The sequence below is a fragment of the Microbacterium jejuense genome (assembly GCF_019511665.1).
Taxonomy (GTDB): domain Bacteria; phylum Actinomycetota; class Actinomycetes; order Actinomycetales; family Microbacteriaceae; genus Microbacterium; species Microbacterium jejuense_A.
This window is the reverse complement of the sequence record NZ_JAEUAW010000022.1, coordinates 24,851-41,354: the sequence shown is the minus strand read 5'-3', so window position 1 is coordinate 41,354 and position 16,504 is coordinate 24,851. Positions and strand designations below refer to the sequence as shown.

Here is a 16,504-nt window from a genome sequence, read left to right as displayed (position 1 = left end):
GAGCGCGACCGCAGACTGACGATGCGGCACCGGTGGTATGCCGGCGGCATCGCGACGCTGCTCTCGGGCGCGCTGATCTTCACCGGCATGTCGCCGGCGCTGGCGGAGGAGACTCCGGCGCCCGCGCCGTCGCCGTCCGCGAGCACCGAGTCGACCGACGCGGACGATGCGGGGACGGATGCCGCGACCCCGACCCCGCCGTCGGACGAGGCTGCGACGCCGCCCGCCGACCCCGCACCGGAGGAGTCCGCGCCGGCACCCGAGGTCACCGACCCGGCGCCGCCCGTGACCGAGCCTGCGCCCGAGCAGACCAGCCCGCAGGCGCGCGTGGCGCCGCAGGCCGAGATCGCGCCGCTCGCGCTGATCGCCGCCGACTGTACGAGCAACTGTGCCAACCTGACCATGCGCGTAAACGTCGTCAACACCGGCGGCGGCACCGCGATGGCTGGTGACTGGGCGCTGAAGGCCGTGCGTGACAACGCGTCGGGCGACGAGTTCACCTTCACGAACGGGCAGCAGCGCGCAGTTCCGCGCAACTCGACCTACACCCTCTCGGCGAACGCGACTGCCGCGATTCAGGCGAACTACACGACGACGTTCTCGTGCACGACCAACAGCGGGCAAGTCGATGTCGACCAGAACGCGCGCACTGTCGACTTCCCGAACAACACGTCCGGCGGCGGCGTGCTCCGAGCGGCCGACTGCACTTTCACGCAGACGTACATCCAGCCGGGGACGATCACGATCCAGAAGGGCGGCCTGCGCACGGGCGGCCAGACGGTCGCCGGCCTGCAGGACGCGGTGTTCGAGGTCTACAAGGGCGGCACCAGCACCGCGCCCGACACGAACGGGGCGAACCTCGTCGGGACGTGCACCACGGCGGCCGACGGTAAGTGCTCGGTTCCCGTGCCCAGCGGCGCGCAGTACTGGATCATCGAGAAGTCGGCGCCCAGCGGGTGGAGCATCGTCCCGCAGCTGAACGTCGGCAGCTCGGCCTCCAACCAGGCGTACCGCTTCCGCACCGACTCGATCGGCGCCGGTTCGAACACGACCTATCCGAAGGTGGGCACCGGCAACGACGCCAACACGTCCGGCGGGTTCTGGGCGAACAGCAAGGTCAATCCGACCGCCCTGCAGACGTGCGGCGTCCGCGTCGGTCTGCTCATCGACCTCTCCAACTCCATCGACGGCACCGAGTTCACGCAGCTCAAGACCGCGGCGAAGGACTTCGTCGACAAGCTGCAGGGCACGCCTTCGCAGCTGGCGCTGTGGACGTTCGCGACCAGCGCCCCTGCGGCCGGCGGGTCGAACAGCTCGCTCGGGCTCACTTCCGTGGCGACCGCGGGCGGCGCCACCACCGTGAAGAACAAGATCGACGGCCTGGTCCGCCCCGGCGGCGACGCGGGAGCGACCAACTGGGACCGCGGTCTGTGGCAGGTCGCGGGGGATGCGGCGAACAAGGTCGACGTCCTGCTCATGCTCACGGACGGCACGCCCACCGTCTACGGCCCGAACGCCGAGGGACCGGGCAGCTTCTCGCGCTTCCGCGAGGTCGAGAACGCCGTCTTCTCGGCGAACTCGGTGAAGAACCTCGGCACGCGCGTGGTGCCGGTCGGCATCGGCGTCGACGGCGCCGAGGCCAACATCCAGGCGATCTCGGGACCGACGGCGAACAGCGACTACTACCTGGTCGACAACTACGCGGCGCTCTCGACGTTCCTGCAGAACCTCGCCAAGGGCCAGTGCGACAGCACCATCAACGTGACCAAGATGGTCGTCCCGAACGGCGGCACGATCGCCAACGCGACCCCGACCGCGGGCTGGGGCTTCACCGCCGCGAACGCGTCGAACACGGTGACGCCGACCAACGGCTCCACCAACCAGTCCGGCGCGATCAGCTTCAAGGTGACCGGTCTGTCGGCGGGCCAGACCTCGGCGGTGACGATCACCGAAGAGGACCGCACAGCCCAGGGCTACGAGCTGCTGCAGCAGGCGTCGAAGAACGCGGTCTGCAAGGACGACACCGGCGCCACCGTGAACGTGACCAACGCCGGCGCACTGGGCTTCACCGCCAACGCGACCGGTGGGCGCATCGTGACCTGCATCGTCTACAACGAGGCGCCGAACCCGAAGGTGAACCTGAGGGTCGACAAGAAGTGGGTCATCAACGGCACCACGTACGCCAACGGCGCTCAGCCGTTCGGCGCGGCCCAACTGACCCTCGGCGGCGCGAACCGCAGCTTCGGCACGGAGTACACGTACGACGTCGGACAGCAGGTCGCGATCGCAGAGACCGTCACCGGCCTGCCGCCGTTCTGCACCAACGAGTCGTCGGGCACGGGCACGCACACGATGACCTCGACGCCGAACCCGAACGTCGTCACGATCACGAACACCGTGACGTGCACCACGCAGCTCAAGCTGACGAAGAAGGTCGTCGGCGGATCGGCGGACCCGACGACGTGGACGCTGACGGGCACGGGCCCCCAGGGTTCGCTCCCGGGTCCGAACGCGAAGTCGCCGACGTCGCTCGTGAACGTCACGCCCGGCGTGATCTACACGCTCGCCGAGTCCGGCGGTGACCCGCGCTACACGCAGGAGGTCGTGCCCGGCGCGAACCCGCGTCCCGGTTCCACCGGCTCGTGGCACTGCTACCTGCTCAACGCGAACGGCACCCGCGGCACCGAGTACGACGGCCTCAACGGCGGCGTGACGGTGCAGCTCGGCCAGCACGTCGAGTGCGAGGCGATCAACCGCACGGCGAGCCTCGTCCTGCTGAAGAACGTCGTCAACGACGACGGCGGCGACGCCGAGGCCTCCGACTGGGACCTGAAGGCCACGCCGGCTGCGCTGAGCGGCCTGACTGCGACCACCGTGGACGGCGCCGAATCGGCCGGCCCGGTCAACACCATCCAGGTGCGTCCGGACCACACGTACACGATCTCTGAGACGGGGCTCGCGGGCTACACGCAGGTCACGCTCCAGCAGCTCGTGGGCGGGAACTGGGTCGACGTCACCGGATGGGACGTCTCGGTCGCGCCCGGCGCGACCGGCACCTACCGCATCGTCAACGACGACATCGCGCCGAAGCTGACCCTCGTCAAGAAGGTCACGAACAACGACGGCGGCACGGCAACCGACACCGCATGGACCCTCACGGCGACGTCCGAGGACGGCCCGAACCTGAACGGCCAGACCGGTGTGTCCGGCGCGGTCCGCGCGGGCGACGCGTACACGCTGGCCGAGGCCGGCGGTCCCGCGGGCTACGACTGGACGACGCTGTCGTGCACGGGCTACCCCGACACGACCAAGGCGAACGCGACGCTGACGCTGAAGCCCGGCGACGACGTGACCTGCACGTTCACGAACGACGACCAGCCGGCGCATCTCACCCTGGTCAAGGTCGTGGATGCGTCCAACGGCGGCAGCGCCCAGCCGACGGACTGGAACGGGATGCTGCAGGCCACGCTCGGCGGCACCACGACGTCGTTCGACCACAACGTCACGAAGGACGTCAAGGCCGGCACGTACACGCTGAACGAGCTGCAGAACGTCGCCGGCTACGACTGGAGCGACCTGGTCTGCTCGACGGGCGGCACCTCGATGCAGAACAAGACGGTCACCGTGGCCAACGGCCAGTCCGTCACCTGCACGTTCACGAACATCGCGAAGAAGCCCACGCTCACGCTGGTGAAGAAGGTCGACAACAAGAACGGCGTCGGCTCGCACCAGGCTCAGGAGTGGACGCTCTCTGCCGCCGGCACCGGCGGGTTCACCTCGCCCACGTCGACGAGCGACGGCGGCGTGACGGCATCCACCGGTCCGAAGCCGGTCGACGCCGGAACGGAGTACACTCTCGGCGAGAGCGGCCCGACCGGCTACACCGCCGGCAGCTGGAGCTGTGACTCGGGCATCACGGTGACGAACGGCAAGATCACCCTGCCGATCGCCAAGAACGTCATATGCCAGATCACGAATACAGCGGTCCCGGCCACGGGGACGGTCGCCAAGAAGGTCCACCCGGGCTACCCGGCGCAGAACGGCGACGGCACGTGGACGGTGGTCTACGACGTCACCGTGACGAACCAGTCGGGCACGTCGACGCTGTTCTACGACCTCAGTGACGCGCTCCAGTACGGCGGCGGCATCACGCCGACGACCGCCACCTGGAGCCGCAACGGCGGCCCCGAGGCGTCGTTCACGCTGCCGGGCGGCACCGCGACCCTGGCGACGAACCAGTCGCTCGCGCCCTCGGGCGTCGACACCTACACCGTGACCGTCGTCTCGACGATCGCGGACGGCACCGAGACGACCGACGCCTGGAAGTGCACGACGACGCAGTCGCCGAACCGAGGCTTCCTCAACACGGCCACCCTGACGGTCGACGGCAAGACCTCGACGGCGCAGGACTGCGCGCAGCCGGTGTTCCCGACGGTGAAGAAGGACGGCGGGATCCCGAGCTGGGATGCCGCGACCGGCCGCTGGACCGTCTCGTACACGATCACCGTGACGAACCCGTCCGACGCGCAGACCGGTGCCGACGTCCAGGCGAGCCTGGCCGACACCCTGCCGACCCTGCCGTCCGGATGGGCCCTCGTGGGTGAGTGGCAGGCGGCCGCGGTCGGCGCGGCCCCGGCGCCGACGGATGCCTCGTCCGCGGCATCCCCGTGGACCATCTGGTCGGGCACCCTGCCGAAGGCGACGAGCTATGCGTACACCGTGACCGGCGTGCTGCAGCCGTCGGCCGACGCGACCCCGATCGGCACCGCGTGCCCGGGCAACGGCGGCCTTCTCAACACGGCGGTCGTGACCTCCGGTGAGGTCGTGGTCGACGACGACGCGTGCGTCGGCATCGACACGCCGCCGGTGACGGTCTCGAAGACCGACGGCACGGTCGTGCAGCTCGACGGCGGCGACTGGCAGATCGACTACACGATCACGGTCGCCAACAACGGCAGCGCGGGCACGGTCTACACGCTGACCGACCTTCCGGACCTCGGCGTCGGCTTCGACGTCGTCAGCGCGGGCTGGGAGGGCTCCGCACCCGCGGCGAACACGCCGATCGAGGCGGGCGGCTCCGACCAGTACACCTACCGCGTCGTCGCGTCGTTCGACCCCGAGGCGGAGGAGCCGGAGCTGACGTGCGAGCCCGGCGAGGGCGGCGCGTTCCACAACGTGGCGACGGTGCAGTACCCCGGCGGCTCGAAGACCGACGACGGCTGTGCCCAGCCTGCGACCCCGACCGTGAAGAAGGACTCGGCCGCGGTCACGCAGGTGGGCACCGACTGGGTGCTGAACTACACGGTCACGGTGAACAACCCGAGCAGCATTCCGCTCTGGTATTCGCTGTCCGACACGCCGGCGGCACTGCCCTCCGGCGTGACGGCCACGTCGTGGACCGCGGCCGGACCGGCCGCGCTCAACGGTGGCACGTTCACTGTGCCGGCCACAGCGTTCGACGGGGCGGCCAACACCCTGGTCGGCACCGGCACGCTCCCCGCGGGTGCGTCGCACGTGTTCACGATCACCGCGAACGTGACGCTGGGGAACGATGTGAAGGCGAGCGACCTCGTGTGCGGGCAGCGGCCGGGCACGGGCGTGTGGAACACCGCGACGGTGACCAACGGTGTCGGCTCGGACGACGACGACGCGTGCGACGGCATCGCCCTGCCGAAGGTCGGCATCGAGAAGTCGAACGCCGTCGTCGCGCAGAACGTCGATGGCGAGTGGGTGCTCGCGTACCAGATCACGGTGACGAACCTCGATCCGTCGCTGTCGGCCGAGTACGCCATCACCGACACGCCGCAGTTCGACGAGAGCTTCGACATCGTCGCCGGCTCCGGGACGTGGACGCAGGGCGGCAACCCCGGCACGCCGGAAGGCGTGCTGGCGGGCGGCGCCTCGGCGGTCTGGGTGTACACGGTGAAGGCGACCGTCGACACCGAGGAGTTCGACCCTGCCACGGCGCTGAAGTGCACGACCGACGGCGAGAACCCCGGCGGCGGCTTCTACAACGTCGCGACGGTCACCTTCCCGGGAGGCACCGCGACGGACGACGGCTGCGGCGTCCCCGTGAGCCCGAAGGTGGAGAAGACCGGTGCGACCGCGATTCAGGATGCGGCGGGCGACTGGCTTCTGGCCTACAAGGTGAGGGTGTACAACCCGACGGGCATCGCCCTGCAGTACGCGGTGCACGACACCCCGGTGGCGCTTCCCGCGGGCATCACGCCCGTCGGCGCGTGGGCCGCGTCGATCGACTCGATCGGCACCGGGAACGTCGGCCAGCTCGACGCCGGCTGGGCGGTCGACCACACCAAGCCGCTCGGCACCGGCCTGCTGCTGGCGAACTCCGAGAACGTCTACCTCGTGGTTCTCAAGGTCAAGATCGCGGCATCCGTCCCCGACAGCGCGCTCGACTGCGAGGCCGAGGATGGCGGGCTCTGGAACGGCACGACGATCAGCAACGGCGTCGGCTCCGACCACTCGGAGGACTGCATCCCGGTCGTCCGCGCGGTCACCGAGCAGTCGAAGACCGTGACGAGCACGTCGCAGAACGCCGACGGCACCTGGACGATCACGTACGACATCGACGTGACGAACACCTCGACCGAGGCGCCGGCGGTGTACAGCGTGACCGACCGGCTCGAGTTCGGTGGCGACATCGAGGTGCAGGATGCCTCGTGGACCGGTCCTGGCGGCACGGACGTGCCCTTCACCCAGGCGGGTGGTGACTGGACGGCAGCCATCGCGACCGACCAGGTGCTGCCGCCGCGGACGGACACCGCGGGTACCGCGACGTACACCGTCACGGTGCACGCGACGGTGCCCACCGACGCGTGGAACGGCGACACCCTCGCCTGCTACCCGGACGACGAAGACCCCTCGGGCGGCTTCCTCAACACGGCCGTCATCACCGTCGCCGGCGTGGAGTACCCGGTGGACGACTGCTCGGAGCCGGCCCTGCCGACGATCGAGAAGTCGGCCACGAGCGCCACGCAGGACCCGGGAGACCCCGACAGCTGGAAGGTCACGTACCAGCTGACGGTGAACCCGAGCGGGTACGACACCTTCTACACGCTGCAGGACGTGCCGGGCTTCCCGTCGGGCATCACCCTCGGCGGCGGCACCGCACAGCGCACCACGCCGGCAGGTGACGAGCCCATCGAGATCGAGTCGGGCGCGTCGTTCCCCGACGACCCGGTCGCGCTCGGTGCGGACGAGACCCAGGTGTGGACCGTCACGTTCACCGCGACCGTCACAGGCACCGTCGCTCCGGGCGACCTCGCCTGCGGCGAGCAGCAGGGTCCCGGCAAGGGCTACTACAACAACGCCCTGCTGTACGTCGGCGACGACGTGGCCGACCAGGACGACGCGTGCATCCCGGTGAAGCAGGCGGTCTACCCGACCGTCGCCAAGTCGGTGGCGTCGTCGACACAGGATCCCGAGACGGGGGAGTGGACGATCGTCTACAACCTCTCGGCGTCGCTCGCCGCGGCGGGCTCCGCGGAGAACCCGGACGGGCTGTCGGCGAAGTACTCGCTGAGCGACCAGCTGGACTTCGGCGGTGACATCGACATCGACACGGCGACGTGGAGCGGTGAACGTCAGACGGACGTCCCGTTCGACGACTCCGACTGGTCTGCGGACATCGCATCGGGCAAGACGATCGCAGCGGGCGCGACCCACACGTACACCGTCACGGTGACGGCGGACGTGACGGCGGAGGCCATCGACGAGGGCACCACGACGTGTGAAGAGGGCGAAGGGCCGTACGGCGGCTTCCTCAACACGGCGCAGCTCCGCAGCGGCGGTCAGAGCACCGACGTGCACGCCTGTGCCGAGCCGGTGTTCCCGACGGTCACGAAGACGGCCGGCGCCTACACCCAGAACGAGGACGGCACGCAGACCATCTCGTACACGGTGACGGTGGCGTACCCCGAGACCGACCAGGAGCCGAAGCCGGCCGAGGTGGGCTACACGCTCACCGACGCACCGACGCTGCCGGACGGCGTGGAGCTCGTCGGGGACTGGACCGCCGCGGCCGCGAACGACGCGACACCCGCGGTCCCGGCATCCGGGGCGTCCTGGAACGGCGAAGGCGAGTGGACGATCGTGCCGGCGGGAACGCTGACGCCCGAGGGCCCCGTGCACACCTACACCGTCTCCGCGACGGTGCAGGTCACGGCACCGCCGAGCACGGAGCAGCCGCGAGCGTGCCTTGAGGCCCAGGAGGACGGCTACTTCGTCTGGAACGAAGCCGTCGTCCGCTCGGGCGAGTGGGTCGATCGCGACGACGCGTGCCAGACGGTGCACTTCGACGACGTCGGCATCGAGAAGACCGCGACGAACATCCCCGAGGAGGGATCGATCGAGCCGGGCTCGGAGTTCGAGTACGAGCTGACCGCGACCAACAACGGAACACGGGATGCCACGCACGTCGTCGTCACCGACCCGCTCCACGAGCGGCTCGAGGTGACGGGGCTGACGCTGCCGGCAGGCTGGACGAACGACAACGCACCCGCGTTCGTCGATGAGGACAACACGCTGTCGGTGAGCATCCCGACCCTCGCGGTCGGAGCCAGCGCGACCATCGTCGTGCAGGTGACGTTCCTGCCTCCGGCGACCTCGGGCGAGCTGCCGGCGGTCGTGGGCGACGAGGAGCCGCCGGCACCGCCGACGCCGCTCGACGAGATCGTGAACGAGGCCTGCGTGGCCGCGGATCTCGACGGCGACCCGACGAACGACTGCGACGACGTGACGACCCCCACGCGAGACATCGCGGCGCTCGTCTACACGCGCTGCGTCGCCGACGCGCCGTTCCTCGGCTGGGTCGTGACGAAGTCCGCATCGCTGGCCGATGAGCCCGTGAGCTTCCTGTGGCGGCCCGTCAACGGAGCCGTCACGCCGGAGACCACTCCGGCGCAGGTGGAGCTCTCGGACGACAGCGGCACGACCTGGAGCGACGAGATCCCGTGGGTCGGGTCGGCCTTCACGCCGTCGGGCGTGTCGATCGACTACCCGGGGTGGCGTCCGATCGAGGCCGGCGACATCGTGCCCGGTTCGAGCCCGACGCAGTACTACCTGCCCGGGACCGCGACGGTGATGACGCCGGAAGAGCAGGCTCAGTACGTGTTCAACGGCCTGATCCTCGACCCGAGCGAGCTCGACTACTCGTGGCGCCTCAACACCGAGATCACCTTCACGGTGAACCCGTCGCTCACGTTCTCGACCTCGTACCCGGCCGCGACGCCGGAGTGCTTCGTCGCGCGCCACACCGAGGTGCAGGTCGAGAAGACCGCGAGCGTCGAGCGCACCGAGCCGGGCAAGGCGTTCAGCTACACGCTCGATGTCGCGAACGTGAGTGACGATGCAGCCGCCGAGGGCGTCGTGGTGACGGACGAGATCCCCGCCGACATCAAGATCACCGCGGTGAACTGGCCGGGCAAGGGCGACGCGGACGCGTTCCCGAACTGGCAGTCCTGCGAGGTGACCGGACAGAGCCCGGCGGGCTACGGGGGAACGCTCACGTGTGCGCTGTTCGGACCGCTGCAGCCGATCAACTCCGACAACGGCGGGGCGAGCGTGGCGCCGAGGATCACCCTCGACGCGATGGTGAACCCGAAGTCGGCGGTCAACACGATCACCAACGTCGCCGTGGTGGAGTACCACACGTTCGGCGATCCGGACGATCCGGGCCGCGATGCGGACGACGCCACCGTGCTGCTGTCGGCGCTCCCGGCGACCGGTGGCGGGGCGACGCTGCCGCTGATCGTGCTCGGACTCGTGGTGATGCTGACCGGCGCCTCGGTGCTGATCGTCGCGCGTCGCCGCCGAGGCGAGGCCAAGCCGACGCTGTGATCCCGGGAGGGGGCGGTCCCCCCAAGACCCGCCCTCTCCTGGCCCGCTGAGAGGCGGGGCGCCCCCACAGGCGCCCCGCCTCTCAGCGTTCACGGCCGCGGGCCGGGCGTCGCCGAACCGGACAATGCGGCTCGGGGCCGCGGCATCCGTTTTCAAGCCGTTACTTGACGTGGGCCGATTCCGGGCCTAGCTTTGCGATCGGGAACACGTCTCGGCTCGTGTTTGGGGAGAATGCCGAACCGCTTGGGGAAGCAAACGCATCATTCTCACTTGCCGTTGGCGTGATTGGGAGGGGCTCCATCTGGGGCGCCCTGTGTCATAACGACCAAGGGTGAAGTGATGTTCAGTCGTACTTTCGTGCGCGCTTCCGACAACGGGGGACTGCGCCGCCGCATGCGTCAACAGCGGACGGAGGAGCGCAGGCTCGCTCTCCAGAAGCGGTGGTACGTCGGAGGGATCGCGACCGTCGTGTCGGCGGCCCTCGTGTTCTCGGGGCTCTCCCCGGCCGTGGCCGAGGAGGTGACCGACCCCGCCGCGACGACGCAGGCGACCGACACCACGACGGACGAATCGACGGATGCCACCACCGCCGACACCCCGGCGACCGAAGAGACCGCGACCGAGCCCGAGGCGACGGACAGCACTCCGACCGAACAGGCGGTTGTGCCGGAAGAGGCACCGGTCGCGCCCGACACGACGACGGATGCGCCGCTGCAGGCCCTGGCCGCACCCAGCGCGGACGTCGGCATCCAGGCGCTCCTCGCGTGTTCGGGCTGGCTCGTGGGTACGCCGGGCGGCTTCGAAATCGACGGCAACCTGTGCCTCGACGGCACGGGCACGAAGGACTGGGCGACCGTGGGCGGCCAGCCCGTCCGCGTCGACGGTTTCGATGACTCGACAGCCTTCACCAACGGTGCCAAGGAGACGAACTGGCCGTGGGATGCCGGTCAGATCGCCGGCACCGCCTCGTCGGGCAAGACCGACATGGGCAACGTCTACGCGTACACCCAGACCGTCTCGGGCCACGTGTATGCCTACCTCGGCTTCGAGCGCCAGGAGAACAACGGCTCCGTCGCTTACCACGTGGAGCTCAACCAGAAGCAGAACACGACCGGTCCGGTGCCGAACCGCACCGTCAACGACCTGCGCCTGACGATCAACCAGACCGGAAACGACACGATCGCGCTGGTGGGGGCAGACATCTGGACCGGGAGCGCGTGGCAGTCGCTCGGCTCGCTGGCCGGCTTCGTGGGCCAGGTCAACCAGGGCCCGATCAACAACCTCGCGGGTGACGAACTCGAACGCGGAATCTTCTCAGAGGTCGCGATCGACCTGACCGCGCTCTTCGGAGACCAGGGCTGCAGCGGCAATTACGGCGTCGTGAACGTCCGGTCGAGCGCTTCGCCGTCCGACCAGTCGTCGCTCGAGGACTGGATCTTCCCGATCTCGCTGAACGTCCCGTCGACCTGCGCGACCTTGAAGATCGTCAAGACCGGCGTGAACGGCGCTCTCCTTGCGGGGGCGGAGTTCACGATCTCGCCGAACCCGACCACGGGCACGGGATCGACGACGGCGACAACGGACGCGAACGGCCAGATCCTCTTCAGCGGCAACGTCCAGCCCGGGGTCTACACGGTGACCGAGACCAAGGCGCCCACCGGCTACTTGCTGCCCACGTCCAACAACCCGCAGCAGGTGACGCTGGGTGACGCGGAGTCCAAGACCCTGACGTTCGAGGATCCGCTCGGCAGCGTCAGCTGGGTCAAGCACGACGACGCGGGTGCGCTCCTGGGCGGCGCGACGTTCCAGATCGTCGCGAACACCGGCGGTGTCGCGGCTGGTGCGGCGGCATTCCCGCGGACGGTGGTCGACAACGGCCTCAACGACGCGGACCCGGATGCCGGTGAATTCCTCGTCGTGAACGTTCCGATCGGCACCTACACGGTGACCGAGACGGCGGCGCCCGCCGGGTACGTCCTCGACGCCACGCCGCAGAACTTCGCTGTCACGCAGCAGGCGCCGAACCCGAGCCTGACGAAACCGTTCGTCAACATCCCGTTCGCGACGGTGACCCTCACCAAGCACTGGGTGAACTCGTTCACCGGTGACACGGCCGAGCTCTCCATCAGCGGCGCGGCGTCGAACAGCGGCACGTCCACCGCGCCCACCGACGGCCCCGTGGTCTCGGTGAGCGTGGCCCCGGGTGCGAGCCTCGACCTGGCCGAGGTGCTCGGCGACGGCAACACCGGCCTGTACGACTCGTCGCTCTCGTGTGTGGGCGCGACGCCCACCGCCAATGACGGCGATTCCGGGTCGATCGTGGTGCCGCAGTACCCGGCGTCGAAGGCCGGCGTCCAGTGCACGTTCACCAACACGGCGATCGAGCGCAGCATCACGGTCAAGAAGACGTGGGTCGACGCGGTCGTGGGCGACCAGGCCGTGCTGCACGCCGGGCCGAACCAGGCCACCTCGACGGCCACGCAGCCGAACCTCGTCGACAACACCAACATCGCCACGGTGTCGGTCCGCGTCGGCGACACGGTGACGCTGTCCGAGGCGCTGAGCGGTGTGGGCACGTACGGCTCGTCGTACGTCTGCAACGACGAGGCGCAGACCAGCGGCACGTCCCTCTCGTTCGAGTACACGGTGCCCGACCAGGCCGTCACCTGCGTCTTCACGAACACGGCGCAGCGCGCAACCGTGAAGCTGCAGAAGGAGTGGATCGGTGCGTTCGCCGGTGACGAGGCTCACCTGAGCATCACCGGTGCCGAGACGGATGCCGCCACCTCGGTGGCCTCGGGCACCGACGGCATCGACGACACGTTCGCGCAGGTCGATGTCCGCATCGGTCAGAAGGTGACGCTGTCGGAGTCGATCACCGACGCCGACAACACGGGGCGCTACACCTCGACGTGGTCGTGCGACAACGGCACGAGCGGCGCCGGGCGCAGCATCCCGGAGCTCACCGTCAGCGGATCGGTCACCTGCACCATCACGAACACGGCCAAGACCATCGACGTGAGCGTCGACAAGGTCTGGGTGAACGCGTTCCAGGGTGACAGCGCGGACCTCTCGATCGATGGCGAGTCGGCGACGTCGACCGCCACGGGAGCCGCCCTCCAGACGGATGCCGGCGTCGTCACCACGACGGTCCGCGTCGGTGACGACGTCACCGTCGGCGAGGTGTTCGGCCAGAACCGCGGCCAGTACGAGACCGGCATCGTCTGCTCGAACGTGGAGGAAGAGGTCGACGGCCTCACCGCCACCTTCACCGCCCCTGAGGACGCCGACGTCACGTGTGTCTTCACGAACACGGCGAAGACCGCGACCGTGGTGCTGCACAAGCGCTGGATCGGCGCCCTGGTGGGCGACAAGACGACGCTTGAGGCGACGCCTGAGAACGGCCTGCCGGCGACGAAGCTCTCGACGATGCTGCTCGGCTCGCCGACCAACTTCTTCGACAACGTCAACTTCGTCACGGTGACCGCCCGCATCGGCGCGCTGATCCCAATGAAGGAGACGCTGAACGCCGTGGGCGTCTACGAGTCGAGCTTCCTGTGCAGCGCCGGTGAGACCACCCCGGTCGGCACCGACGGGCGGGCCTTCACCCTCAAGGTGACGGGTCCGGGCATCCTGTGCCAGTTCATCAACGAGGCGCAGTCCGCCACCGTCCACCTGCAGAAGGAATGGGTGAACGGCCAGGAGGGCGACACCGCCGACCTGACGATCGAGGGCGTCACCACGGTGAACGGCACCTCGACCTCGAACGGCGCGGTGGGATCGTTCGTCGACACCGAGAACGCGATCGAGGCCGAGGCCCTGATCGGCGAGATGGTGTCCGTCAGCGAGCTGATCGACGTCGTCGCGGGTGACGCCTCGGACTACGCCTCCTCGCTCCGCTGTGTCGCGGGCGACCAGGAGGTCGTGCTCGAAGGCAGCGGCCGGTCCGGGGAGTTCCAGATGCCCGACCAGGCGGTCTGGTGCACGTTCACCAACACGGCCGAGCGTCCGACCCTGGGTCTGGTCAAGGTCGTCGCCGGCGCCGACGTGGCCGACACGAACTGGCAGCTGACGGGCGAGTCCGAGGACGACACCGTTACCGATCCGGGCGGCGACGTCGAGCCGGTGGCGGTGCTGCCGGGCGAGCCGTTCGACCTGTCGGAAGCGATCGTGGGCGACATCCCCGGGCTCGACGAGTTCGAGGCCGGCCTGTGGTCCTGTGTCTCGGATGACGAAGGCGACATCGAGCTCACCGACAGCGAGCCCGGAGCCGCGATGCTCCGCGGACTCGACAAGGGCGAGCACGTCGTGTGCACCATCGTGAACACGCACGTCGACCAGGGCATCGAGTTCGCCAAGGATCTGGTGAGCTCGGAGCAGAACGAGGACGGCACGTGGACGCTCACCTACGAGCTCACCGTGCGCAACAACAGCGTCCTGGTGCCTGTCACCTATGACCTCAGCGACACGCTCGACGAGGTCGACGGCGTCGAGTACCTCGAGGCCACGTGGACGGGACCGCAGTCCGGCTCGTTCGACCTCGACGCGTCTCTGACCGCCGACCTCGCCGTCGACCAGGTGCTCGCACCGCGGGTCGGCGACGCTGAGGACGTCTACACCGTGGTCGTGGACCTCGAGGTGACGTCCGACGCCGAGGCCGGCACGGCATGTGACGAGGAGGGCGACGGCATCGGCGTGGTCAACACCGCGACCGTCACCGCCGGCGAGTTCACCGACACCGACGACGCATGCGGCACCGTCCACTTCGACGACGTCGACATCGAGAAGACGGCGTCGAACCTGCCCGAGCAGGGCTCGGTCGAGCCGGGTGACGCCTTCGACTACACGCTGACCGTGTCCAACAACGGCACGCGTGACGCCGAGGACGTCGTCGTCACCGACCCGGTCCACGACCGGCTCGAGGTGACCGGCATCACACTCCCCGCCGGCTGGGTCAACGACAACGACGACCCGCTGACGCCGGAAGAGGAGTGGGTGGACGGCGACAACACCATCCGCCTGCACACCGACACCCTGGCGGTCGGCGACTCGGTCGACATCATCGTCTCGGTGATCTTCACCGCCACGCCGGTGCCGCCGGTCGAGCCGGGCGACGAGTCGACGCAGCCGGCCGACCCGCTCGAGTCGCTGAGCAACACCGCGTGCGTGGCCGCCGAGCGCGACCAGGTCGAGGAGAACAACTGCTCGACGGTCGAGATCCCGGTGCGCGAGATCACCGCGGTCGTGTGGACCAAGTGCGTGGCGGATGCCCCGTACCTGGGGTGGACGATCGCGAAGTCCGCAGCGCTCGTCGATGAGGAGATCGACTTCCTCTGGACGCCCGACACCGGAACGGCGACCACCGATCCGGCCGAGGTGGCGCTGACGCAGCCGGGCGGAACGGCGACGTGGACGAACGAGATCGCATGGCCGGGTGCGGAGTTCACCCCGTCGGGCGTGTCCATCGACTACCCGGGCTGGCGTCCGATCGAGCTGGGCGACATCGTGCCCGGTTCGAGCCCGAGGCAGTACTACTACCCGGGGACGACCGACATCATCTCGGCCGCGGATCAGCCGGACTACATCTTCAACGGCCTGATCCTGGACGACAGCGAGCTGGACTACGCGTGGCGCCTCGGCTCCACCATCACGTTCACCGTCAACCCGGAGCTGGTGTTCTCGACCGAGTACCCGGCGGCGACGCCGGACTGCGCGGTCGCGCGTCACTCCGACGTGCAGATCGAGAAGACCGCGAGCGTCGGCAAGACCGACCCGGGGGCGTCGTTCACCTACACGCTGGACGTCGCGAACGTGAGCGATGACTCGGCGGCCGACGGGGTCGTCGTCACCGACACGATCCCGGCCGACCTGAAGATCACCGACGTGAGCTGGCCGGGTGAGGGCGACGCGACCGCGTTCCCGAGCTGGTCCTCCTGCGCGGTGACGGGTCAGAGCGGCTCGGGCTACGGTGGGACGCTCACCTGCACGCTCAACGGACCGCTGCAGCCGCAGGGCGCGGAGGGTGTGTCGGTCGCTCCGACGATCACGCTGTCGGCGACGGTGAGCCCGACGTCGACGAGCAGCTCGATCACCAACATCGGTGTCGTGGACTACTACACGTTCGGCAACCCGGACGACAGCGGTCGCGACGCGGATGACGCGGTCGTGCTCCTGTCGGCGCTGCCGGCAACGGGTGGCCAGCTCTCGCCCGTGCTGGTGCTGCTGGGCCTGCTCGCCCTGCTGGCGGGCACCACGACCCTCATCGTGACGCGTCGCCGTCGCGGCGAGGCCAAGCCCACTCTGTGAGTGTGAGAGAGGGCGGGCTGCCCCAAGGTCCGTCCTCTCCCACCCCACCCCCGTCAGCGCTGTTGTGACGGGGGCCCGAGCCCCTCTGCCGCCCCGAAGGCGAGGGGCTCGGTCGCGTGCGCGGACCATATGAAGAGTGGATGCCGGCGGCCCCGGCATCCACTCTTCCGGCCATGGGGAGAATCACCCATCGCATGATTCGCGCTCGGGGGTCGCGCACGATAGCCTGCTCACAAGGACGGCTTGCCGTCTGCCGCCGTACCACCCGAAGGGACGGCGGATCAGGGTCGCTCAGAGTGGGATCGAGTGCGACTCATACGACGTGCCCCCGCACGTCGCT

Annotated in this window: 2 protein-coding genes; both read left to right on the top strand. The window is 69.2% G+C overall.

Translation table 11 applies throughout. The annotated features are described in order from the left end of the window. Positions 1-21: 21 nt before the first annotated feature. On the top strand, positions 22-9,858 hold the full coding sequence (locus JNB62_RS18345; RefSeq protein ID WP_220302329.1) for a VWA domain-containing protein: 9,837 nt from the start codon (positions 22-24) through the stop codon (positions 9,856-9,858). 339 nt (positions 9,859-10,197) lie between these two features. Continuing rightward, on the top strand, positions 10,198-16,164 hold the full coding sequence (locus JNB62_RS18340; RefSeq protein WP_220302328.1) for a SpaA isopeptide-forming pilin-related protein: 5,967 nt from the start codon (positions 10,198-10,200) through the stop codon (positions 16,162-16,164). The last annotated feature ends 340 nt before the right edge of the window (positions 16,165-16,504 follow it).